Annotated in this window: 21 protein-coding genes, 6 tRNA genes and 1 riboswitch; of the genes, 11 read left to right on the top strand and 16 right to left on the bottom strand. The window is 69.7% G+C overall.

Annotated features, from left to right (window positions below; translation table 11 throughout):
• Window positions 1-12 precede the first annotated feature (12 nt).
• The 14 genes from hisF to E6A21_RS04185 form a co-directional block, all read right to left on the bottom strand.
• Entirely contained in the window at window positions 13-786 is a 774-nt protein-coding gene (hisF, locus tag E6A21_RS04120) for an imidazole glycerol phosphate synthase subunit HisF (RefSeq protein ID WP_138442869.1), read from the bottom strand.
• Between the two features lie 14 nt (window positions 787-800).
• Window positions 801-1,646 carry an ATP phosphoribosyltransferase gene (hisG, locus tag E6A21_RS04125; RefSeq protein ID WP_138442870.1) on the bottom strand — a complete coding sequence of 282 codons (846 nt, stop codon included), beginning with the start codon at window positions 1,644-1,646 and terminating at the stop codon, window positions 801-803.
• Between the two features lie 80 nt (window positions 1,647-1,726).
• On the bottom strand, window positions 1,727-1,990 hold the full coding sequence (locus E6A21_RS04130; protein ID WP_138442871.1) for a phosphoribosyl-ATP diphosphatase: 264 nt from the start codon (window positions 1,988-1,990) through the stop codon (window positions 1,727-1,729).
• 157 nt (window positions 1,991-2,147) lie between these two features.
• Window positions 2,148-2,621 (bottom strand): 6,7-dimethyl-8-ribityllumazine synthase, encoded by a 474-nt coding sequence (gene ribH, locus E6A21_RS04135; RefSeq protein WP_138442872.1) that lies wholly within the window; start codon window positions 2,619-2,621, stop codon window positions 2,148-2,150.
• Between the two features lie 57 nt (window positions 2,622-2,678).
• Entirely contained in the window at window positions 2,679-3,359 is a 681-nt protein-coding gene (gene ribA, locus E6A21_RS04140; RefSeq protein ID WP_138442873.1) for a GTP cyclohydrolase II, read from the bottom strand.
• Between the two features lies 1 nt (window position 3,360).
• Complete coding sequence (gene ribB / locus E6A21_RS04145; RefSeq protein ID WP_138442874.1) at window positions 3,361-4,008, bottom strand: 3,4-dihydroxy-2-butanone-4-phosphate synthase; 648 nt, start codon at window positions 4,006-4,008, stop codon at window positions 3,361-3,363.
• Window positions 4,005-4,694 (bottom strand): riboflavin synthase, encoded by a 690-nt coding sequence (locus tag E6A21_RS04150; protein WP_138442875.1) that lies wholly within the window; start codon window positions 4,692-4,694, stop codon window positions 4,005-4,007. The genes ribB and E6A21_RS04150 overlap by 4 nt, the downstream gene beginning before the upstream one ends.
• Complete coding sequence (gene ribD, locus E6A21_RS04155) at window positions 4,694-5,797, bottom strand: bifunctional diaminohydroxyphosphoribosylaminopyrimidine deaminase/5-amino-6-(5-phosphoribosylamino)uracil reductase RibD (RefSeq protein ID WP_342777842.1); 1,104 nt, start codon at window positions 5,795-5,797, stop codon at window positions 4,694-4,696. Before ribD ends, E6A21_RS04150 begins: the two co-directional genes overlap by 1 nt.
• 145 nt (window positions 5,798-5,942) lie before the next feature.
• Window positions 5,943-6,084, bottom strand: a riboswitch (FMN riboswitch).
• A 134-nt stretch (window positions 6,085-6,218) separates the two neighbouring features.
• Window positions 6,219-6,887 (bottom strand): ribulose-phosphate 3-epimerase, encoded by a 669-nt coding sequence (rpe, locus tag E6A21_RS04160; protein ID WP_138442876.1) that lies wholly within the window; start codon window positions 6,885-6,887, stop codon window positions 6,219-6,221.
• Window positions 6,884-8,416 carry an RsmB/NOP family class I SAM-dependent RNA methyltransferase gene (locus E6A21_RS04165; protein WP_138443097.1) on the bottom strand — a complete coding sequence of 511 codons (1,533 nt, stop codon included), beginning with the start codon at window positions 8,414-8,416 and terminating at the stop codon, window positions 6,884-6,886. Before E6A21_RS04165 ends, rpe begins: the two co-directional genes overlap by 4 nt.
• An 11-nt stretch (window positions 8,417-8,427) precedes the next feature.
• Window positions 8,428-9,366: a methionyl-tRNA formyltransferase gene (locus E6A21_RS04170; protein WP_138442877.1), complete on the bottom strand. Its 939-nt coding sequence runs from the start codon at window positions 9,364-9,366 to the stop codon at window positions 8,428-8,430.
• Entirely contained in the window at window positions 9,363-9,971 is a 609-nt protein-coding gene (gene def / locus E6A21_RS04175) for a peptide deformylase (protein ID WP_138442878.1), read from the bottom strand. Before def ends, E6A21_RS04170 begins: the two co-directional genes overlap by 4 nt.
• Window positions 9,972-10,037: 66 nt before the next feature.
• Complete coding sequence (locus tag E6A21_RS04180; protein WP_246036185.1) at window positions 10,038-10,952, bottom strand: PDDEXK family nuclease; 915 nt, start codon at window positions 10,950-10,952, stop codon at window positions 10,038-10,040.
• A gap of 82 nt (window positions 10,953-11,034) precedes the next feature.
• Window positions 11,035-11,106: transfer RNA gene (locus E6A21_RS04185), tRNA-Val, on the bottom strand.
• A gap of 298 nt (window positions 11,107-11,404) precedes the next feature.
• Here E6A21_RS04185 and E6A21_RS04190 point away from each other — a divergent pair.
• From E6A21_RS04190 to E6A21_RS04210, 5 genes are all read left to right on the top strand, one after another.
• Window positions 11,405-11,477: transfer RNA gene (locus tag E6A21_RS04190), tRNA-Gly, on the top strand.
• A 40-nt stretch (window positions 11,478-11,517) separates the two neighbouring features.
• Window positions 11,518-11,588, top strand: a tRNA-Cys gene (locus tag E6A21_RS04195).
• Window positions 11,589-11,622: 34 nt separating this feature from the next.
• Window positions 11,623-11,694 (top strand) — tRNA-Val (locus E6A21_RS04200).
• 24 nt (window positions 11,695-11,718) lie between these two features.
• Window positions 11,719-11,791 (top strand) — tRNA-Gly (locus E6A21_RS04205).
• Between the two features lie 57 nt (window positions 11,792-11,848).
• Window positions 11,849-11,920: transfer RNA gene (locus E6A21_RS04210), tRNA-Val, on the top strand.
• 501 nt (window positions 11,921-12,421) lie between these two features.
• On the opposite strand, the gene zapE is transcribed toward E6A21_RS04210, so the two are convergent.
• Window positions 12,422-13,507 carry a cell division protein ZapE gene (gene zapE / locus E6A21_RS04215; protein ID WP_138443098.1) on the bottom strand — a complete coding sequence of 362 codons (1,086 nt, stop codon included), beginning with the start codon at window positions 13,505-13,507 and terminating at the stop codon, window positions 12,422-12,424.
• 176 nt (window positions 13,508-13,683) lie between these two features.
• Here zapE and E6A21_RS04220 point away from each other — a divergent pair, with 176 nt between their 5' ends.
• The 3 genes from E6A21_RS04220 to ybaK all read left to right on the top strand — a co-directional run bounded on the left by E6A21_RS04220 (window position 13,684) and on the right by ybaK (window position 15,732).
• Complete coding sequence (locus E6A21_RS04220; RefSeq protein ID WP_138442879.1) at window positions 13,684-14,598, top strand: sulfurtransferase; 915 nt, start codon at window positions 13,684-13,686, stop codon at window positions 14,596-14,598.
• 129 nt (window positions 14,599-14,727) lie between these two features.
• Entirely contained in the window at window positions 14,728-15,198 is a 471-nt protein-coding gene (locus E6A21_RS04225) for a SufE family protein (RefSeq protein WP_138442880.1), read from the top strand.
• Between the two features lie 24 nt (window positions 15,199-15,222).
• Window positions 15,223-15,732, top strand: a complete 510-nt coding sequence (gene ybaK, locus E6A21_RS04230; protein ID WP_138442881.1) for a Cys-tRNA(Pro) deacylase — start codon at window positions 15,223-15,225, stop codon at window positions 15,730-15,732.
• On the opposite strand, the gene E6A21_RS04235 is transcribed toward ybaK, so the two are convergent.
• The gene (locus E6A21_RS04235; RefSeq protein WP_138442882.1) at window positions 15,726-16,988 is read right to left on the bottom strand and encodes an alpha/beta hydrolase family protein; all 1,263 of its coding nucleotides are present in this window, start codon (window positions 16,986-16,988) and stop codon (window positions 15,726-15,728) included. The two genes, ybaK and E6A21_RS04235, sit on opposite strands and share 7 nt — an antisense overlap.
• A 146-nt stretch (window positions 16,989-17,134) precedes the next feature.
• Between E6A21_RS04235 and E6A21_RS04240 the strand changes: the two genes are divergently transcribed.
• The 3 genes from E6A21_RS04240 to E6A21_RS04250 all read left to right on the top strand — a co-directional run bounded on the left by E6A21_RS04240 (window position 17,135) and on the right by E6A21_RS04250 (window position 19,679).
• Complete coding sequence (locus E6A21_RS04240) at window positions 17,135-17,623, top strand: hypothetical protein (RefSeq protein ID WP_138442883.1); 489 nt, start codon at window positions 17,135-17,137, stop codon at window positions 17,621-17,623.
• A 14-nt stretch (window positions 17,624-17,637) separates the two neighbouring features.
• Window positions 17,638-18,102 (top strand): peptide-methionine (R)-S-oxide reductase MsrB, encoded by a 465-nt coding sequence (gene msrB, locus E6A21_RS04245; protein WP_138442884.1) that lies wholly within the window; start codon window positions 17,638-17,640, stop codon window positions 18,100-18,102.
• Window positions 18,103-18,269: 167 nt separating this feature from the next.
• The gene (locus tag E6A21_RS04250) at window positions 18,270-19,679 is read left to right on the top strand and encodes a DUF6421 family protein (protein WP_246036187.1); all 1,410 of its coding nucleotides are present in this window, start codon (window positions 18,270-18,272) and stop codon (window positions 19,677-19,679) included.
• Window positions 19,680-19,681 lie beyond the last annotated feature (2 nt).

Below are 19,681 nucleotides of genomic sequence, written 5' to 3' on the forward strand. Positions count from 1 at the left end.
CTGCTCCTCCGTTCAGCGGACCTCGTGCCCCGCGGCGCGGATCGCGTCCTTCACCTGACGGATCATGTCGTCGGGGCCGAAGTGGAACATCGACGCCGCGAGCACGGCGTCGGCCCCCGCACTGATGGCGGGCGGGAAGTGCTCGGGAGCTCCCGCTCCCCCTGAGGCGATGAGCGGGACGGCGACCGCCGCACGGATCAGCCGGATCAGCTCGAGGTCGAAACCCTCCTTCGTGCCGTCGGCGTCGATCGAGTTCAGGAGGATCTCCCCCACCCCCCGGTCGGCGGCCTCCTTCGCCCACTGGACGGCGTCGATGCCCGTCCCGCGGCGTCCCCCGTGCGTCGTCACCTCGAAGCCGGAAGGCGTGCTGGCCTCCCCCTGGACACGTCGCGCGTCGACGGAGAGGACCAGGACCTGTGACCCGAAATGCCGCGTGATCTCGTCGATTACGTCGGGTCTCGCGATGGCCGCCGTGTTGATCGAGGCCTTGTCCGCCCCGTCGCGGAGGAGGCGGTCGACCTCCGCGACTCCCCGGACACCTCCGCCCACGGTGAGCGGGATGAAGACCTCCTCGGCAGTGCGGCGGACGACGTCGAACGTCGTCTCGCGCTCCGACGACGACGCGGTGACGTCGAGGAACGTGAGTTCGTCGGCGCCCGCGCGGTCGTAGCGGTGGGCGAGTTCGACCGGGTCGCCGGCGTCGCGGAGACCCTTGAAGTTGACGCCCTTGACGACGCGCCCGGCGTCGACATCGAGGCATGGGATGACGCGGACGGCTACGCCCATGGTTCGCCCCTCCCCTAGATCCGGCAGGCGTGGATGCTGCTCACGAGGATCGCCCGCGCACCCAGGTCGTACAGCTCGTCCATGACCCTGTTGGTGTCCCTCTTCGGGACCATCGAGCGGACGGCGACCCATTCCGAGTCGCGCAGCGGCGAGACGGTGGGCGACTCGAGCCCCGGCGTGAGGGCAGACGCCTGCTCGACGAGCTCCTTGCGGACGTCGTAGTCCATGAGGACGTACTTCCGGGCCACGAGCACGCCCGTGAGCCGGCGGATGAGCACCTCGATCGCGGGCACGGAATGGCCCTGCCGGCCGATGAGCACGGCCTCGGACTCGAGGATCGGATCGCCGAAGACCTCCATGCCCGCGGCCTTGAGGGTGTTGCCCGTCTCGACGACGTCGGCGATCGCATCGGCGACCCCGAGCCGCACCGACGACTCGACCGCCCCGTCGAGGCGGACAATCCGCTCGGGCTTCACGCCCTGCTCGGCGAGGTACGTGCGGACAAGGCCGTCGTAGCTCGTCGCGACGCGGCGGCCGTCGAGCTGGGCAACCGAGACGAATTCGCCGGCGGGGCCCGCGAACCGGAAGGTCGACGCCGCGAAGCCGAGGGGCAGGAGCTCCTCGGCCTCGACCTCGGCGTCGATGAGGAGGTCGCGCCCGGTGATGCCGACGTCGAGGGTCCCCTGGCCGACGTAGACGGCAATGTCGCGGGGGCGCAGGAAGAAGAACTCGACGTCGTTCTCGGGATCGAGCATGACAAGCTCGCGGCCCTCACGGCGCTGGCGATAGCCGGCCTCGGAAAGCATCGACGAGGCCGCCTCGGAGAGGGAGCCCTTGTTGGGAACTGCTACACGGAGCATGGTGGTCTTTCTGGTCTCGAAGGAGTGTGCTCGGCTTCCGCCACGGACGCGCTCGAAGTGATTTCGAGCGCGCACCGCGGCTAGAGATGCGTGTACACGTCCTTGAGCGTGAGGCCCTTCGCGATCATCAGCACCTGCACGTGGTACAGGAGCTGGGAGATCTCCTCGGCGGCCGCGGCATCCGACTCGTACTCGGCCGCCATCCAGACCTCGGCGGCTTCCTCCACGATCTTCTTGCCGATGCCGTGGACCCCCGAGTCCAGTTCGACGACGGTGCGCGAGCCCTCAGGGCGGCTCGTGGCCTTCTCGCTGAGCTCGGCGAACAGCGACTCGAAATCCTTCACGGGGTCAAGACTATCGGAGCGAATCCGGCCTCCCGCATCCCACGCTGCCGTGTGACTGGGCGCATGTGACGAAGCCGACAGGCCCGGAGGGGTTCGCTGGTCCCCTAGGTTTGCCCGGCCCGGGGACCCGCTGCTTCGATCGGAGCGTCCGCAGGGATCAGAGCGTCCGCAGGGTCGCCGCAGTGAGGAGGGCCGCCGTCGTCGCCTCGTGGCCCTTGTCCTCGCTCGAGCCGGGCAGCCCCGCCCGGTCGAGGCCCTGCTGCTCGTCGTCGCACGTGAGCACGCCGAAGCCCACGGGAACGCCCATGCGGACGCTGACGTCGGTGAGGCCGATGGTCGCCGCCTCGCACACGTACTCGAAGTGGGGCGTTCCGCCGCGGATCACGACGCCGAGGGCGACCACAGCGTCATGCGTCTCCGCGAGCTTCCCGGCCGCGACCGGGAGCTCGAAGCTGCCGGGGACGCGCACGACCGTGGGGGCGTCGATGCCGGCCTCCTTGGCCGCGCGCAGGGCGCCGTCGAGCAGCCCGTCCATGATCTGGGTGTGCCAGCTGGCCGCGACGATGGCGAGGCGCAGCTCGGCCAACTGGGGGTCGTCAAGGGCAAGGGTGGGGGCGCCGTGTCCGCTCACGAGGGGAGGATCCTGTCTGTCATGGGCCCGCCGTGCGCGGGCCGGGAAGTGCTTGCTTCAGTCGTTGTCGGGCTGCGTCGTGGGAAGGGCCGCCTGCACGTCGAGCGTGAGCAGGTGCGCCATGCGTTCCTTCTTCGTCTGCAGGTAGCGAAGGTTCTCGACGCGCGACGGAACCTCGGTGGGCACCATCTCGACCACCTGGACGCCTGCCTGCGCGAGCCGGTTCTGCTTGTCCGGGTTGTTGCTCAGGAGCCGTATGTGCGTGAGGCCCATCTCGGAGAGGATCTGCGCGGCTGCGTGGTAGGAGCGGGCGTCGACCGGGAGGCCCAGCTGCTCGTTCGCCTCGACCGTGTCGAAGCCGGCCTCCTGCAGCGAGTAGGCCCGGATCTTGTTGGCGAGCCCGATGCCGCGGCCCTCGTGGCCGCGGAGGTAGAGGAGCGTTCCCCCCTGCTCTCGGATGAGCCCGAGCGCGTAGGCGAGCTGTTCCCCGCAGTCGCAGCGGTAGGAGCCGAAGACGTCGCCGGTCAGGCATTCGGAGTGGAGCCGCACGAGCGGCGCGACGCCGGGCGCGGGCGGCTCGGGCGAGCTCACCGCGAGGTGCTCCGCTCCGGTCTCCTCGTCGATCCACGCTTGCGCGACGAACTCGCCGAAGGCTGTGGGCAGCTTCACCACGGGACCACTCGTCACTGGGTGGCCGGGCCGTCTGGCTCCGTTGGCCGGGACCGTACTGGTCGTCATGTCATTCCTCCCCGGCGCCCCGGCGGGCCGCCACGAACTCTGCGAGGTCCTCGATGGAGATGAGCGGGCATCCATGCTCGTCCGCGAACTCCCGCAGTGCGGGGAGGCGCATCATCTCTCCATCGTCGTGGACCACTTCTGCAATCACTCCTGCCGGAGCCAAGCCTGCCAGACGGCAGAGGTCGACTGCCGCCTCGGTGTGTCCCCTGCGGGCCAGCACACCACCGTCAACCGCACGCAGCGGGAATATATGCCCCGGCCGCGTGAAGTCCGCCGCCGTCGAACGCGCGTCGGCGAGGGCCACCACGGTCTTCGAACGATCGGTCGCGCTGATTCCCGTGGACACACCGCTCCGCAGGTCGCAGGACACCGTGTAGGCGGTGCGCTTGGCGTCCTGGTTGTCCACGACCATGGGCGGGAGCGCGAGCCGGTCCGCCGTCTCGCCAGAGAGCGGGACGCAGACGACGCCGGACGTGTGCCGGATCGTCCAGCCCATGAGGGCAGGGGTGGAGAACTGGGCGGCGAAGACGATGTCGCCTTCGTTCTCACGGTTCTCATCGTCCACGACCACGACGGGGCGCCCTGCGCGGAGGGCGTCGACTGCCGCTTGGACCGGCTCGAGCCGGGTGGTCTGCACCTGCGCGCTCATGCCGACACCTCCTGTCCTGCCGGGTGGTGCCCCTGTCCTGCCGTGCTCGCGCGTCCTGCCTGTTCCGGCGCCCGGCCGTGGGGTTCGAACGAGAGCAGTCGCGCGGTGTACTTCGCGAGGACGTCGACCTCGAGGTTGACGGCTGCGCCGACGGGCTTCGATCCCAGGCCCGTTTCCGCGAGGGTTGCAGGGATGAGCCCCACCTCGAACCACTGGTCCTCGTCTCCGGCCGGGCTCACCCCCGTCACGGTGAGGGACACGCCGTCGACTGCGATCGAGCCCTTCTCGGCGATGTAGGGCGCCAGTGCGTCCGGCACCGAGAACCGGAGGCGATGCCAGTTCTCGAGCGGCTCGCGCTCGGCGAGGAGTCCGACGCCGTCCACGTGGCCCTGGACGACGTGCCCATCCAGACGGCCGCCCGCGGGAACGCAGCGCTCGAGGTTCACGGTGTCCCCGGCTTCGAGCCCGCCGATCGTCGTGCGGGCGAGGGACTCCCCCATGACGTCGACCGTGAACGTGTGGCCGTCGTTGCGGGTCGCCGTGAGGCAGCACCCGTCGACGGCGATCGAGCCGCCGAGGGGAAGGTCGGCGGCGAGGGTTGGGGCCGAGAGGGTGATCACGGCGCTCTCGCCGGTCGAATCGACAGCGACGACCGTGCCGCGTTCGGCGATGATCCCGGTGAACATCAGTTGCTTCCTTCTGAGAGGGGACGGGTCTGGTCAAGGGGCAGCGCCTCGGCGGGGCGGAGGTGGAGCCGGAGGTCGGCGCCGAGGCGGCGGACGGCTCCCCCGCCGCTCTCGTCCCACTCCCAGTGCTGGGCGTCGGAAAGGGTCCGGATGCCGAGGTCGGCCACGGAGGTCTTGCCCGCCCCGAGCAGCATGGGGGCCTGGTAGACGATGAGCTCGTCGACGAGCCCGGCCGCGAGGAAGGCGGCGATGATCCTCGAGCCGCCCTCGACCATCACGTGGCGTACGCCGAGCTCGAAGAGCATGGCGAGTGCCTCGGCGGGGTCTTGCGTGCGGAGGTGGTGGAAGCGTCCGTCGTCGCCTCGGACCGCAGCTTGGTCAGGCACCTCGCGCAGGCCCATGACGGCGCGCAGCGGCTGATGCTCGACGAGGGCACCGTCCTCGCCGCGGGCCGTGAGCCGGGGATCGTCGATGACGACGGTCTGGCTTCCCACGAGGATGGCGTCGATCCGGCTGCGGAGGGCGTGGTTGTCCGCGAGTGACGGGGGGCAGGTGATCCACTGGCTCGTCCCGTCCTCGGCCGCTATGCGGGCGTCGAGGGTCTGGGCGATGTGAAGTGTCACGAACGGGCGCCGGTCCAGGACGGCCGTGAGCCAGCGCTCGTTGAGGCGCGTCGCGTCCTCGGCGAGCAGGCCGGCGTCGACCGGGATCCCGGCGTCGCGCAGGGTCCGGGACCCGCCTGAGGCTACGTCGTGGGGATCGTCGATCGCGTAGACGACGCGCCCGACTCCGGCCCTGATGAGGGCCTGCGCGCACGGACCGGTGCGACCGGTGTGGTTGCAGGGTTCGAGCGTGACGTACATCGTCGCGCCCGCGAGGTCGACGCCGTCGCGCTCGGCGTTCCGGATCGCATCCGCCTCGGCGTGGGCCGTTCCCGCGCCGCGATGGAAGCCGGTGGCGAGGATCCCTCCGTCTGCCCCGACGGCGACAGCACCGACGAGGGGGTTGGCCCCGCGCACGCCCTGCGCTGCGAGTTCGAGGGCCTCGCGCATGTAGGAGATGTCCTCCGCCGTCCAGACGGCGGCTTGGGTGGCGGCGCTCACGCGGCCGCCTCGGGCTGCCCCGAGGGCAGGACCGACCCGTGACCGAAGAGCCACTGCCTGATGTCCATCGCAACCTTCCTTTCCGGACCGCAGCGGCTCCGGGGTTGCGACAGCGGCGGCGCGCCGCAGGGCACACCGCAGACTGCACGTGCTTCTCCCATCCAGACTCTGACTGTCGGTACCGGAATTCCACCGGTTCAACCGAGGGCCCGCCCTTGTCTCGAGCGGACCATCGGGTCGCGGACTTTGACCGCCGGTTCGGACTTTCACCGACCCCGGAGCACGTTCATCTATTTCGGCCGACCGTCTCCCCGCCATGATCACGGCTCAACCGTCGGCCTTTCACATTGTGGCACACGGCGTAGTTGCCTCCGTGACAGGGCGTCACGTTCCGCCGTTCGCCCTGAGCGGAGGCCTCACGTCAGGCGCGGACGCTGGACTCCGCGGCAGCCCGGAGTGCTTCGATCGCCGCGGCCGGATCCTCCGCGCCGTAGACCGCAGATCCGGCGACGAACACGTCCGCTCCAGCCTCGGCGGCACGCTCGATCGTCGACGAGGAGATCCCGCCGTCGACCTGGATCGCGACCTTGGCACCGCTCCCGTCGACGGCCGCGCGCGCCTTTCGGATCTTCGGAAGCGTCAGGTCGAGGAAGGCCTGGCCGCCGAAGCCGGGCTCGACCGTCATCACGAGGAGCATGTCGATCTCGCCGAGCATGTCGAGGTAGGGCTCGACGGCGGTCGTCGGCCGGAGCGCCATGCCCGCCTTGGACCCACGGGCCCTGAGCTCCCGGGCGAGTTTGATCGGTGCGATCGCAGCCTCCGCGTGGAATGTGACGGAGGCGAGGCCGAGATCCGCGTACACGGGGGCCCAGCGGTCGGCGTCGGCGATCATGAGGTGCGCGTCGATCGGGAGGGGGCTCACGGCCTGGAGCCGCTCGACAACGGGCAGCCCCAGAGTGAGATTCGGCACGAAGTGGTTGTCCATGACGTCGACGTGCACGGCGTCCGCCGTCGCGATGCGCGAGAGCTCTGCCTGCAGGTTCGCGAAGTCGGCGGACAGGATGCTCGGGTGGATGCTGCAGCGGCTCACTCAGGACTCCTTGCTGGGTGCGTCGGTCGGCGCGCCGGGCCGCGGCGCTTGCGGAAGAGGGCGAGGAACATGGCGTCCGTTCCGTGGAGGTGGGGCCAGAGCTGCGCAGTCCCCTCATGGCCGGCGCCGAGCGGGCGGAGTGCAACGGCGTCGAGGGCCTCACCGGCGTCGAGCTCCTCGACGTCGGAGCGGCGGCGCAGCGCGTCCTGGACGACGGCAATCGTCTCGGCCGGATGCGGAGAGCAGGTGACGTAGCCGACGACGCCGCCGGGAGCAGCGGCGTCGATCGCCGCGTCGAGAAGCTCGCGCTGGAGCGGCGCGAGTTCGGCGACGTCCCCGGGCGTCCGCCGCCAGCGTGATTCCGGGCGGCGCCGCAGCGCACCGAGCCCGCTGCACGGCACGTCCGCGATGACGCGGGTGAAGGTGCCGTGGAGCTCGGGGGCGAGCGTGCGGCCGTCACCAGTACGCACGGCCCACGCCTCGGCGGGCACCGGCCGCAACGCCTGCCGGACGAGTTCCGCGCGGTGCTCGGCGGGTTCATTGGCGAGCAGGGCCGCGCCGCGCTGGGCCGCGAGGGCGCCGAGGAGCGCGGCCTTGCCTCCCGGTCCGGCGCACAGATCGAGCCAACGCTCGCCCGAGCCGGACGCCAGGGCGCCCTCCTCGACCGGCGCGGCCGCGACGGCACGGGCAACCAGCTGCGAGCCGACGTCCTGTACGCGGATCGTTCCGCTCCTCACCGAGGACCACCGGCCCAGGTCGCCGCCCGCGGAGAGCGCCGAGCCCTCGACGAGGTCACCGGCCGTTGCCCCCTGCTCGAGCGCCTCCTCGAGGTCACCGATCCCGGGGAGGGCCACGAGGTTGACGACCGGGGCGGCGTTGTCGGCCTCGAGCAGCGCACCGATCTCCGAGACGGGGCGTCCGTGGGCCACGAGGGACTGGCGAAGCGCGCGAACGATCCAGACGGGGTGCGCCTGGCGAATCGCTGCTGCCTCGGTGTCGTCTGCCGTGGCCGTCAGCTCGTCGAGCCACTCGTCAAGGCTCCGCTCGCTCGCCCGTCGGAGCACGGCATTCACGAGGGCTCCGGGGCCAGCCCCCACCACAGCACGGGTCAGGGCGACAGTCTGGTTGAGTGCCGCGTGCGGAGGGACGCGCATCGCGAGGAGCTGATGGGCTCCGAGACGCAGGACGTCGAGCACCGCCGGGTCCAGGCGGTCGAGCGGGCGGTCAACACATCGGGCGAGAATCGCGTCGTACATCCCCTGCCCGCGGAGCGCACCATACGCAAGCTCCGTCGCGAAGCCCGCGTCGCGCCGGTCGAGGCGGTGGTGCCGGATGCGCGCGGGCAGGACGAGATTCGCGTAGGCGTCGTCGCGCGAGACCGCGCGGAGCACCTCGAACGCGACGAGCCGGGCAGGGTCTGCCGTGCGGGAGCGCTCACTCGGGGCCTGCTGGCTGAAGCGCCTCGGGGCGGCTCCGCCCCGATTGCGCTCGCGGCCCTGATCATTCCGGCGTCCGTCCCTCGACCCCATGCCCCCCGCAGTCACTCGAACCTCATTCCGCCGGCGTTCCACGCACCGCGGGCCCACTCGGCCGCGGCCATCATCTTCTTCCCGGCGGGCTGGACGCGGACAAGCTCGAGTGCGTGCGTAGCCGTCCCGACGAGGAGCGCCTTGCCGTCCCACGAGAGGACGCCCGACGGGAGTCCTTCGACGTCGGGGCGCAGCCGTGGGGGCTCGAGCTTGAAGCGCTGGCCAGCCAGGACGGTCCATGCCCCGGGCTCCGGAGTCACTCCGCGCGCTCGTCGGTCGAGCGCCCGAGCCGGCTGCCTCCAGTCGAGCCGCCCATCGTCGAGGGAGAGCTTGGGGGCATAGCTCGGCTCCCCTTCCTGCGGGCGCGGCACGAGGCTCTGGTCCTCGATTCCCTCGAGCGTCCGCAGCAGCAGGCCTGCACCCCTCTCCGCGAGTTCGGCGAGCAGCTCCCCCGCCGTCGCATCCGGGCGCGGCGTCATCGCCATGGTTCCGTAGACGGGACCCGTGTCGAGGCCCTCCTCGAGCCGGAAGGTCGAAGCACCGACCACGTCGTCGCCGTGGATGACCGAGTGCTGCACCGGTGCGGCACCGCGCCACGCCGGAAGGAGGGAGAAGTGCAGGTTCACCCAGCCGCGTCTCGGCACCTCGAGTGCTGCGGGGGGAACGAGGCCCCCGAACGCGACGATCGCCGCTACATCCGGGGCGAGCGATGCGAGCTCGGAGGTGACTTCGGCGGTGATCCGCGTGGCCTTGACGATGGGCAGGCCGAGCTCCGCGGCGCGGACCGCGACGGGCGACGGCGTGAGCACCCGCTTTCGGCCGACCGGCGCATCCGGGCGGGTCAGGACCCCGACGAGCTCGAAGCTGCCGTCTGCCACTCCGTCTTCGCCGGCAATGCGGTCAAGGGACGGGACCGCAACAGCCGGCGTCCCTGCGAAGAGGACCCTCACGCGGTCGCTCCCGACGCGGCGCCGCCGAAGGAAGCTCCCCCTCCGAAGGAGGCTCCCCTGCCGAACGCGGAACCGACGTGGCCGGCGCGCCTTGTGACCGTCTCGCTCGCGACGCTCGAGTAGTCGAGGGCCCGGATGGCCCGCTGCGCCGCCCGGCGGTCATCCCCCTCGAGCCGGTCGACGAACAGCACGCCGTCCAAGTGGTCGGTCTCGTGCTGGAAAGCCCTCGCCAGCATCCCTTCCGCCGCGATCTCCACCGGGTTCCCGTGCACGTCATAGCCGCGGGCGCGTGCAGCGCGGCGGCGTCGGACGGGGAACGCCACGCCCGGGATGCTCAGGCATCCCTCGACGACATCCTCCTGGAAGTCGTCGGAGAGCGTGAGGACCGGGTTCACCAGATGCCCCCGCTGTCCGTCGATCTGGTACGTGAACACCCTCTGGCCGACACCGATCTGGGGAGCGGCAAGGCCTGCCCCGTCGACGTCCTCCATCGTCTCCATCATGTCCGCGACGAGACGCTCGAGTTCGGGCCCGAATTCGGTCACAGGGTCCGCGGGCGTGCGCAGCACGGGGTCGCCGATGATCCGGATGGGCAGGATGGCCATGGCGCAGGCAGCCTTTCGGTACGGTGGAGGACCGGGGTCAATACAGGTGGGGGACTCGGGGCAAGTCTAGTCGCCGGCGCCCTGCACCGACGGGGGAGCCGCCGCCGGGGTCGGGTCAGCCGGCAGCTGGACGCGCGGAGGCGGCGGGGGCAGCGGCAGTAGGGTCCGACCGGCGGCGGCGACCTCGACGCGGGCCTCCCAGACGCGCCGGAGTCCGCAGAAGGTGACCCAGTGGTGCCGGCGGACGTCCGGATTGACCCGGACAGCCGCGAACTCCGTCTCGCCTACAGCGACGGCGATGAGCAGCGGGTCCTCCCCGTACTTCCACGGCTCCCACTCTCCCGCCGCGGGGTCGACGACGCTCTCTTCGGCCTTCATGCCGGCAACGAGCTGCATCGCCACCTTCTCGTCCGGCGGCTTCACGCGACCGTCACGGGTCGTGCCCTTCGTCTTGTAGTCGACGAGGCAGATCCTCCCGTTGATGCGCGCCACGAGATCCAGGGTTCCCGCGTAGCCGAGTGACGTGTTCCACACCGTCTGCTCGGCGGCGATCGGCTCCACTCCGAAGCTCTCCCACCATCGTTCGACGCTCAGCGCGAAGCCCTCCTCATCATGGGCGCGGAGGAGTTCGCGTGCCTCGGCCAGCTGATGCGGGCGACCCAGTTCACGGAGGGCAAGCTGCTCCGCGAACGAGTGGACGCGGTCGCCACGCTGGGCGGCCGACCGCGCGTACTCCTCCGAGGCGTCGACCGCCGTTCGCACGAGCTGCCGGATCCGCGCAGGGCTGTCGAGCGCCGTGCGGAGTTCGGGGTGATCGGCGAGGTGCCGCGCCGCCGTATAACTGCGCCAGCCGTCCAGATCGAGCGGCTGCTGGGCGATGACGGTCGTGATGGAGGGGACGCTCGGATCTGCAGTGAGCGAGCGCCGGTACATCCTGCCGAGGCCGTCGGGAGACTGTACGGCAAGGCCGGGAACTGTCATAGGGGCACCCTTTCACACGGGTCCGACAATCACAGGCAGACGAAACAGAAGGACCCCTGGACGGCGTCCAGGGGTCCAAGGGTGGGCGATACTGGGTTCGAACCAGTGACCTCTTCGGTGTGAACGAAGCGCGCTACCACTGCGCCAATCGCCCGTTCGCCCGTCGCCGAGCGCTCTACGACTCTAGCCCAACGGACCGGCCGATCTCAAATCACCAGTGGGGCGCCCCGGGCGCTTGGGCCAGCGCCTCCGCGAAGAATTGCACTGGTGTGGTTCGCACGCTCCGAGCGGCCTCCCTGCCCGCCCCGCGATTTGTGCATTGACCACCGGTCCTATAGAGTCTTTATTCGTTGAAGCGCGGCCTAGTGCCCGGCCAGCAACCCGAAAAGTTCGCCCGCAGAGTTGGGTGAATGGAGCGGGTCAGGACGGCACAGTGGCAGCGCGAAGACCCTGCGGACGTAGCTCAGCTGGTAGAGCACCACCTTGCCAAGGTGGATGTCGCGAGTTCGAATCTCGTCGTCCGCTCGCAGGACACTGTCGGAAGCATCTTCACGGATGCCAACACGGTGGGGTGGCCGAGAGGCGAGGCAGCGGCCTGCAAAGCCGTATACGCGGGTTCGAATCCCGTCCCCACCTCGGTGCAATCCTGATTCCCGGCCTACGGGATTCCGGGCGATTGGCGCAGCGGTAGCGCGCTTCCCTGACACGGAAGAGGTCACTGGTTCGATCCCAGTATCGCCCACGGAGAGGCTTCACGGCCTCCCCTGCGGACGTAGCTCAGCTGGTAGAGCACCACCTTGCCAAGGTGGATGTCGCGAGTTCGAATCTCGTCGTCCGCTCTGTCGCTTCCAGGACGGAAGGTGTCCCTTCGGGACCCGCTCCTGGGGGAAGCACTTGGGCGATTGGCGCAGCGGTAGCGCGCTTCCCTGACACGGAAGAGGTCACTGGTTCGATCCCAGTATCGCCCACTCACACGGCGCCCTGCGGGCGCCGTTTTTGCTTCGGGCGCCGTTCTTGCTTCGAGCGCCGTTCTCGCTTCGGCGCTGTTTTCCGTACGCTCCGTTTTCTGCTGAGTGCGCGTCATGAAGCAGGCGAAGCCCGCTCTCAACTACCACGTAGCCACGTGTCCGCCGCACCCAGCAGCCTCCTTCGGGAAACCCCCGACCTCCGAAGAGAGTTGGATTGGGCGCGACACGTGGCTACCATCATTCGTGGTGGAGCGCAGTAGCTCCCTGAGTGAAAGGAGGTGGCCGTGTCTTCAAGCGACGACATCATGGACGGGGCCGGTATCAGCGTCAGGAAGCTCGACAGCATCGAGATTCTCTCCCGAATGCTCGGGGGCCAGTCCTAGAGACTTAGCCGGCGCAACGCCGGACCGACCCACGATACGTCACAGGGATGCCGGTACCGCTGAGAGGCGGGACCGGCATTTCTGCGTCCACGGACCGGCACTTCTGCGTTCAGGCGCCTCAGGACCGCTCGTGCGCCTGCGCCTCGCGGGCCAGGGCTGTCAGCCTGGACACCGCCCGGAAGTACTTCTTGAGATACCCGCCCGCCATCATCTCCTCCGTGAAGAGCTGGTCGAACGGAACACCTGAGGCCAGAATCGGCACGTCCTTGTCGTAGAGACGGTCCGCGAGCACGACGAAACGCAGGGCGACAGCCTGCTCCTCGATCGTGTGCACGTCCTTCCAGACGATCCCGTCGATCCCGTCGATGAGCTGCCGGTACCGGCTCGGGTGCACCCCGGCGAGGTGCTTCAGAAGGACGCCGAAGTCGTCGACGGCGACGACGCCGCCGTCGAACTCGGCGTTCATCCGCGCGTCGAGCTCGTCATTGCGCAAAGGCACCGGCGGCGCCGGCAGGCCACGGTGCCGGTAATCCTCGCCGTCGATGCGCACGACGTCGAACTGGTCGGCCAGGACCTGGATCTCGCGCTGGAAGTCGACTGCGGCGAACCTGCCTTCGCCCAGCGCGCCCGGAAGCGTGTTCGACGTCGCGGCGAGCTTGACGCCGGCGTCGGCGAGCTCGCGCATGAGCCTCGACATGAGCACCGTGTCGCCCGGGTCATCGAGTTCGAACTCGTCGATGCAGACGAGCCGGTAGGAGCTCAGGGCCTCGACCGTCTTCCGGAACGACAGTGCTCCGACGAGGTTTGTGTACTCGACGAACGTGCCGAAGGCCTTGGGGCCGGGCGAGGTGTGCCAGAGCGAGGCGAGGAGGTGGGTCTTGCCGACTCCGAACCCGCCGTCGAGGTAGATGCCGGCGCGCGCCTTGGGCTTGCTCCCGTTTCCGCCGAAGAGCTTCGAGAAGAGCCCCCCGCCGCTGCGTCCGCCGTCGATGGACGCGCCGAAGTCCTGGAGCGACCTGACGGCCGCCGCCTGCGAGGGCTGCGCGGGGTCGGGCCGGTAGCTCTCGAACGACACCTCACCGAAGCGCGACGATGGATGGAGGCCTGCGAGGAGCTCGTCCACGGACACTCTGGGCGTGCGGGTGGTCAGGTGTGCGACAGTCGCCAAGGAATCCGTCCGTCTCGGGCCCTGAGGGGCATACATCGGCATGTGGGGCAGTGGCAAGGATATCGCGCGGCCGGACGTCATGTTGCGCCCCATGACAACGGGCGACGACGACCCTCACGGTCGCGGCTGCCGCTGACTACGCTGGAAGGGACATTTCAGGGGCGTGCGTCCATGCCGCGCGTCCTTGGCTCAGCCGAGCGAAAGGCCATGCCATGAGCTACCCTCTCGACACGAACGAGAAGTTCGCTGCCTACGCCCACCCCGAGCGCCTCGTCTCGACGGAGTGGCTCGCCGCCCAGCTCGCCGACGGCGCGCTCGAGGGCGGCCAGCTCGCCGTCGTCGAATCCGACGAGGACGTCCTCCTCTACGAGACGGGCCACATCCCCGGTGCCGTGAAGATCGACTGGCACACGGACCTCAACGACGAGGTGGCGCGCGACTACGTCGACGGCCCCGCTTTCGCGAAGCTCCTCGCCTCGAAGGGCATCTCCCGCGACACGACCGTCGTCATCTATGGCGACAAGTCGAACTGGTGGGCGGCCTACGCGCTCTGGGTGTTCACCCTCTTCGGCCACGAGGACGTCCGCCTCCTCGACGGCGGCCGCGACAAGTGGATCGCCGAAGGCCGCGAGCTCACCACCGACGTGCCGACCCCCATCGAGGGCGACTATCCCGTCGTCGAGCGCAACGACGCCCCGATCCGTGCCTTCAAGGACGACGTCCTCGCCCATCTGGGCAAGCCGCTCATCGACGTCCGTTCCGCGGACGAGTACACGGGCCGGCGCACGCACATGCCCGCCTACCCTGAGGAAGGCGCGCTTCGCGGCGGCCACATTCCGACGGCCGCCTCGATCCCGTGGGCCCGGGCGGCCGCGGAGGACGGAACGTACAAGTCGCGTCAGGAGCTCGAGGACCTGTACCTCGGCGAGGCCGGACTGACTGCCGGCGACGAGGTCGTTGCCTACTGCCGCATCGGCGAGCGTTCGAGCCACACCTGGTTCGCCCTCAAGTACCTGCTGGGCTTCGACAACGTCCGCAACTACGACGGCTCGTGGACCGAGTGGGGCAACGCTGTGCGGGTTCCGATCGTGAAGGGCGAGGACCGCGGGACCTGGCCGCTCTCCTAGCCAACGACCTGGCGCGGCGGCCCCGCCAGGGGGCCGCCACGCCCTCCTGTCGCCCGGCGTAGTCTGGTTGGAGCAGCCGAGCCGATGAGCCCAACCAGTCGGATCGGCCAGGCAGAGTCTGGAAGGAACATGACGACGAACACCACCATCCCCGCTCCCCTCGCGGAAATCATCGACGAGTTCCAGGGACTCGAGGAGCGCGAACGGCTTCAGCTGCTGCTCGAGTTCGCCCAGTCGCTCCCCGAGCTGCCAGAGCGCTTCCAGGACCACCCGGAGCGGCTCGAGCAGGTGGTGGAGTGCCAGTCGCCGGTCTTCATCGCCATCGAGACCGAACCTGCCGCGGATGCCGCCTCGCAGGTCGTCCGCCTGTTCCTCACAGCCCCCCGGGAGGCGCCGACGACGCGCGGCTTCGCGAGCATCCTCTTCGAGGGGCTCGACGGCCTGACGGCAGGCGAGATTCTCGCGGTTCCGGACGACGTCGCCCACGAGCTCGGCCTCGACCGCGCCGTCTCACCCCTGCGCCTGCGCGGCATGACAGCGATGCTCGTCCGCATCAAGCGCAAGGTCGCCGGCGAATGCCGGCTCGGGCAGACCGCCTGAGCTTCAGAGGGCAGAGGGAGCTGGGTGGCCAAGGGCAGATCGGCGGCCGGTCCGGGGACGCCGGCGACGGCGGCTCTCGACGCCGCCCGGGTGAGGTACATCGCGCACCCCTACGAGCACGATCCCGCCTCCCCGAGCTATGGGCTCGAGGCCGCTGACGCTCTCGGCATCCCGGCAGAACGGGTCTTCAAGACGCTTGTCATCGACCTCGGCGGGAACGCCTCGGGGAGGTTGTGCGTCGCCGTCGTGCCTGTGAGCGGCAGTCTCGATCTCAAGGCGGCCGCCGCCGCATTCGGCGCGAAGAAGGCGTCGATGGCGGATCCGTCGGCCGCCGAGCGCCGGACCGGCTACGTGCTCGGAGGCATCTCGCCCCTCGGCCAGCGCCACCCCTCCCCGACCGCCGTCGACGAGTCCGCGCTCGACTACGAGACGATCCTCGTCTCAGGGGGTCGTCGTGGCTTCGACATCGAGCTTTCGCCGCCAGACCTCATCCGGCTCACGGGAGCGTCCGTCGCCCGCCTTCGGGGTCATTGAGTCGCCAGCCTCCCGGCTCCGGGCGTGGGCCGCGGTGCCAGAGTCTCCGCTAGCCAGGAGACCACCGTCCCCTCCCACCGTTCCGGGTCGACGTTCCATTCCTTCGTGTGGCGGGCCTTCCGGAAGGTCTCGAGCGTCACCATCTCCGGGTTGCGCCCCGCGAGGAGGGCTGAGGGGCCGAACGGGACGAACTCGTCGTCCGCGCTGTGCAGGATGAGTGTCGGCGTCCGGAGTTCGACGGCGCGCGTGACCCAGTCCATGGCACGGAAGTCCACGGGCGCCGCGAGCCCCGTGATCCGCCTCCCCCACGGGTGTGCGAGGAGCAGCTGGCCGAACCGGCCGACGCCGCGGGGGATCCGGTTCTTCTGGGCCTGATGGGCCAGGACGTCGACCCAGTCGACGACGGGGGCATCGAGCACGAGTGCGCGGATGCACTGGCGGCGCGACGAGAGGTCGGCGGCCGCAAGGCTGATCGCTCCGCCCATGGACCAGCCGAACAGGACGACGTCCGTCGCACCGTGGTCGAGCGCGTAGCCGATCGCCGCCTCGACATCTCGCCACTCGGTCATCCCCAGGCCGTAGCGTCCATCCGCTGTGGCGGGCGCGTCCCCGTCGTTGCGGTAGGAGACGACAAGGCTCGTGAGCCCGAGCCGACGGGCCGGGAGGAGGCCCCGGAGGGACTCCTGCCGGGTCGCCCCGCGCCCGTGCACCATGATGGCCCACGTAGTCGACGGGCCGTTCGGGGCGGGCACAAGCCAGGCCGGCGCGGGCCCGAGCTCCGTCTCGATGAGGACCTCGTCGAAATCGCAGCCGAGGTCTGCGGGGGAACTGAAGACAACACCGCTCCAGCGGCCCCGGACTGCTCGGTCGAGGTCCCCGCTGTACTCCGCGACGACGGGCCTCGTCACCGTGCCTTCGCCCGGGACGTAGTCCTCGAGGCGGCCCAGGCGCGCGTGTCCCGCGCCGCCGTCGAAGAAGAAGCTGTAGTCGCCGTCGACCACCGTCTCCGGCGTCGCCTTGAGGATGACACGCCGATCGGTGCCCGCCCCCTGGACGGCCAGGACCTGCTGATCCTCCGTGCGCACGCGCTCCGGCGTCACGATCCGCCGGGCGAAGTAGGCGGCGAGGGCAGAACTCGAGGCTGCGACGGCGGAGGCGGCCCCCAGGCCGACGCCGGCACCCAGGAGGGCCCAGAAGCTGCGGGGCAGCCCTTCATCGGGCTCGGGCTGCGGTTGCGCCATCCGTGCTGGGGACATACGGCCATTCTTACAGCCCGAAAGGCTCCGTACTGCCCGTGGGACTTCTCGCTGCCCACGGGGCTCTGACAGGCCCACAGGACCCGAAGCGCGCCACCCGCTCGGGAGACTGTGGTGAATCGTGGGGCGACGGCTAGTCTGAACCCATGACGGCGCCGATCCTCATACTGACCGAAGTCGCCCTGGGCCCCGCGGAGCGGACCGCGGTGTCCGAGCTCGTCGAGGGCACTGACGCCCCGCTCGAGGTGCTCGTCCCCACGGGCCGCAAGCGCCGCCTGGTCGTGGACTTCCTTGATCACCTCTCGATGCTCGAATTCGGGAAGGCCATCGAGGAGCTCTCGGCCAAGACGGATCCCGCAGCCCAGCGGGCCGTTGCACAGACGGCGCTCAACGGCTCCCTCGCCGCCCTCGAGGGGCTCGGCGCAGGGACGTCGGGAAGCCTCATCGAAGGCGATCCGGTTGTGGCGCTCGCCAACCGGGCGAGCGCGTCCGGCGCCACCCAGGCCGTCGTCGTGACCCTTCCCCACGCAGTCGAGGACACCTTCCACACAGACTGGGCCAACCAGGCCCAGCGGAAGCTCGGGATCCCCGTCCTCCATCTCTACGCCGGGACGGGATTCATCGGCGACTCCTGAGCGTTGTGATCAGTATGGAAGCTTCATTCGAGCCAGCCGCGGCAACGACCCGGCAGCCCCATCCGAACACCGACGCCGTTCCCGCCACCCGGAGCGAGGCGGAGTGGCGCGAGCGGCTCACCCCAGAGGAATACCACGTGCTGCGGGAAGCAGGCACGGAGCGCGCGTACACGGGCGAGTATTGGGACACCCGCACGAAGGGCAGCTACCGCTGCCGCGCGTGCGGGGCCGAGCTCTTCACCAGCCGTGAGAAGTTCGATTCCCACTGCGGATGGCCGTCCTTCTGGGCGCCGCTCGCCGACGACGCCGTCGTGTACCTGCATGACCGCGCCTTCGGGATGGACCGGGTCGAGGTGCGGTGCGCGCGCTGCAACTCCCACCTCGGCCACGTCTTCGAGGGCGAGGGCTACGGCACGCCCACGGACCAGCGCTACTGCATCAACTCGATCTCGTTGACCCTCGTCCCCGACGAGGACTGAGATCCGGAGAGCGAGCCGCAAGCGGGCGCTGTTCACCAGATCGCGAAAAAGGCCTCTAGCAATAGACTTTCTGTTGCTAGAGGCCTTTCAGCTTTAGCGATCCTTCTCCATGGCTACTCTCGGATCAGTTCCTCCACGTGTTCCCACCGAGAGAAAGCGAGACCCTCGTGACGACTACCGCGCCTGAAACCCGAGGCACCAGCACCTCAACAGCCACCGAAGCGTGGACCGCCGCCGCGGACCCCGCGTGGCTCGCGCTCAAGTCGGCCGCCATCCGCCTCCAGCCCCTGCAGGCCCACGACGGGTCGATCCCCGAGCAGTCGGACCACACGCTCGCGTCCGAGCTCGTCGAGCAGATCGTCGCGGGCATCGAGGGCCTCGCGCCCCGCTTCCCGCACGACTCCGAATACCTCGGCCTCGCCGTCGCCGACTTCCGGAGGTGGGCAGCCGACGGCTTCGGCGTACCCGACTTCCTCGACTCGCTCGTAGCCTTCCAGCCCCAGCAGCATCGCGTGGACGGCCTCCAGCACCTCGTCGTCTTCCCCATGTACACCCAGAACGGGAGCCGCGACCGTCTCGTCGAGGCAGTCCTGGTCGAGGTCGTGTGGCCGGACTTCGTCGCCGAGCTCGAAGCCGGGGCCTACAGCAACAGGCTCTTCGTGCCCATCCGCTTCCTCGACTTCACGCCGGGCTATGCCACGAACTCGGCCGTCCTGTTCCCCGAGACCGTTGCGATGCGCGAGGTGCCCGCGTTCACGTGGGGCGCGATCTTCGCCGACCGCGAGGCGGCCCGATTCCGCCGCGTGCTCGACGCGGCCGCGAAGGTCACGAATCTCGAGCTGCCCGCCGACGCCGCCGAGCTCGTGGCGGACCAGAGGCTCGCGCAGGAGACGTTCGTCATGTGGGACCTCATCCATGACCGGACCCACATGCGCGGCGACCTCCCGTTCGACCCGTTCATGATCAAGCAGCGCATGCCGTTCTTCCTCTACTCCCTCGAGGAGCTCCGCTGTGACCTCACCGCGTTCCGCGAATCCGTCAGGATCGAGCACGACGACGACGCCACGCCGGAGGCGCGCCGGCACGCCCGACTCGTCCAGTTCGCAGTGATCTTCGACCGGATCTTCCGCTTTGCCATCACGGGAAGCCGCGTCCGCAACTACGACGGCCTCGGAGGACAGCTCCTCTTCGCCTGGATGCACCAGCACCGCGTCCTGCACTGGACGGACACGAAGCTCACGATCGACTGGGCGGAGGTCCCCGCGGTGGTCAGCGCCCTCGGCGACGCGATCGACGAGCTGTACTGGCGTTCCATCGATCGTCCCAAGGTGGCACACTGGCTCGCAGCCTACGAGCTCGTCTCCGGGACGGTCACCCCGAACCCGGCCTCGGTGTGGGCAAAGGGCCCCGACGCCCTCCCCCTCACTGGGACGCCCCGAGAACTCACCGACCAGGTGCTCGACGACGAGTTCCCCCTGTCGATGTTCTACGAGGCCTTGGAGAAGAAGATGCGCGCAGTCATCGAGTCGACGGCCGGGATCACGGGCGAGATGCCCCTTCCCGGCGCGACCGCGTGAGT

Origin of the sequence: Sinomonas susongensis, assembly GCF_005877005.1 — a bacterium.
Lineage (GTDB): Bacteria > Actinomycetota > Actinomycetes > Actinomycetales > Micrococcaceae > Sinomonas > Sinomonas susongensis.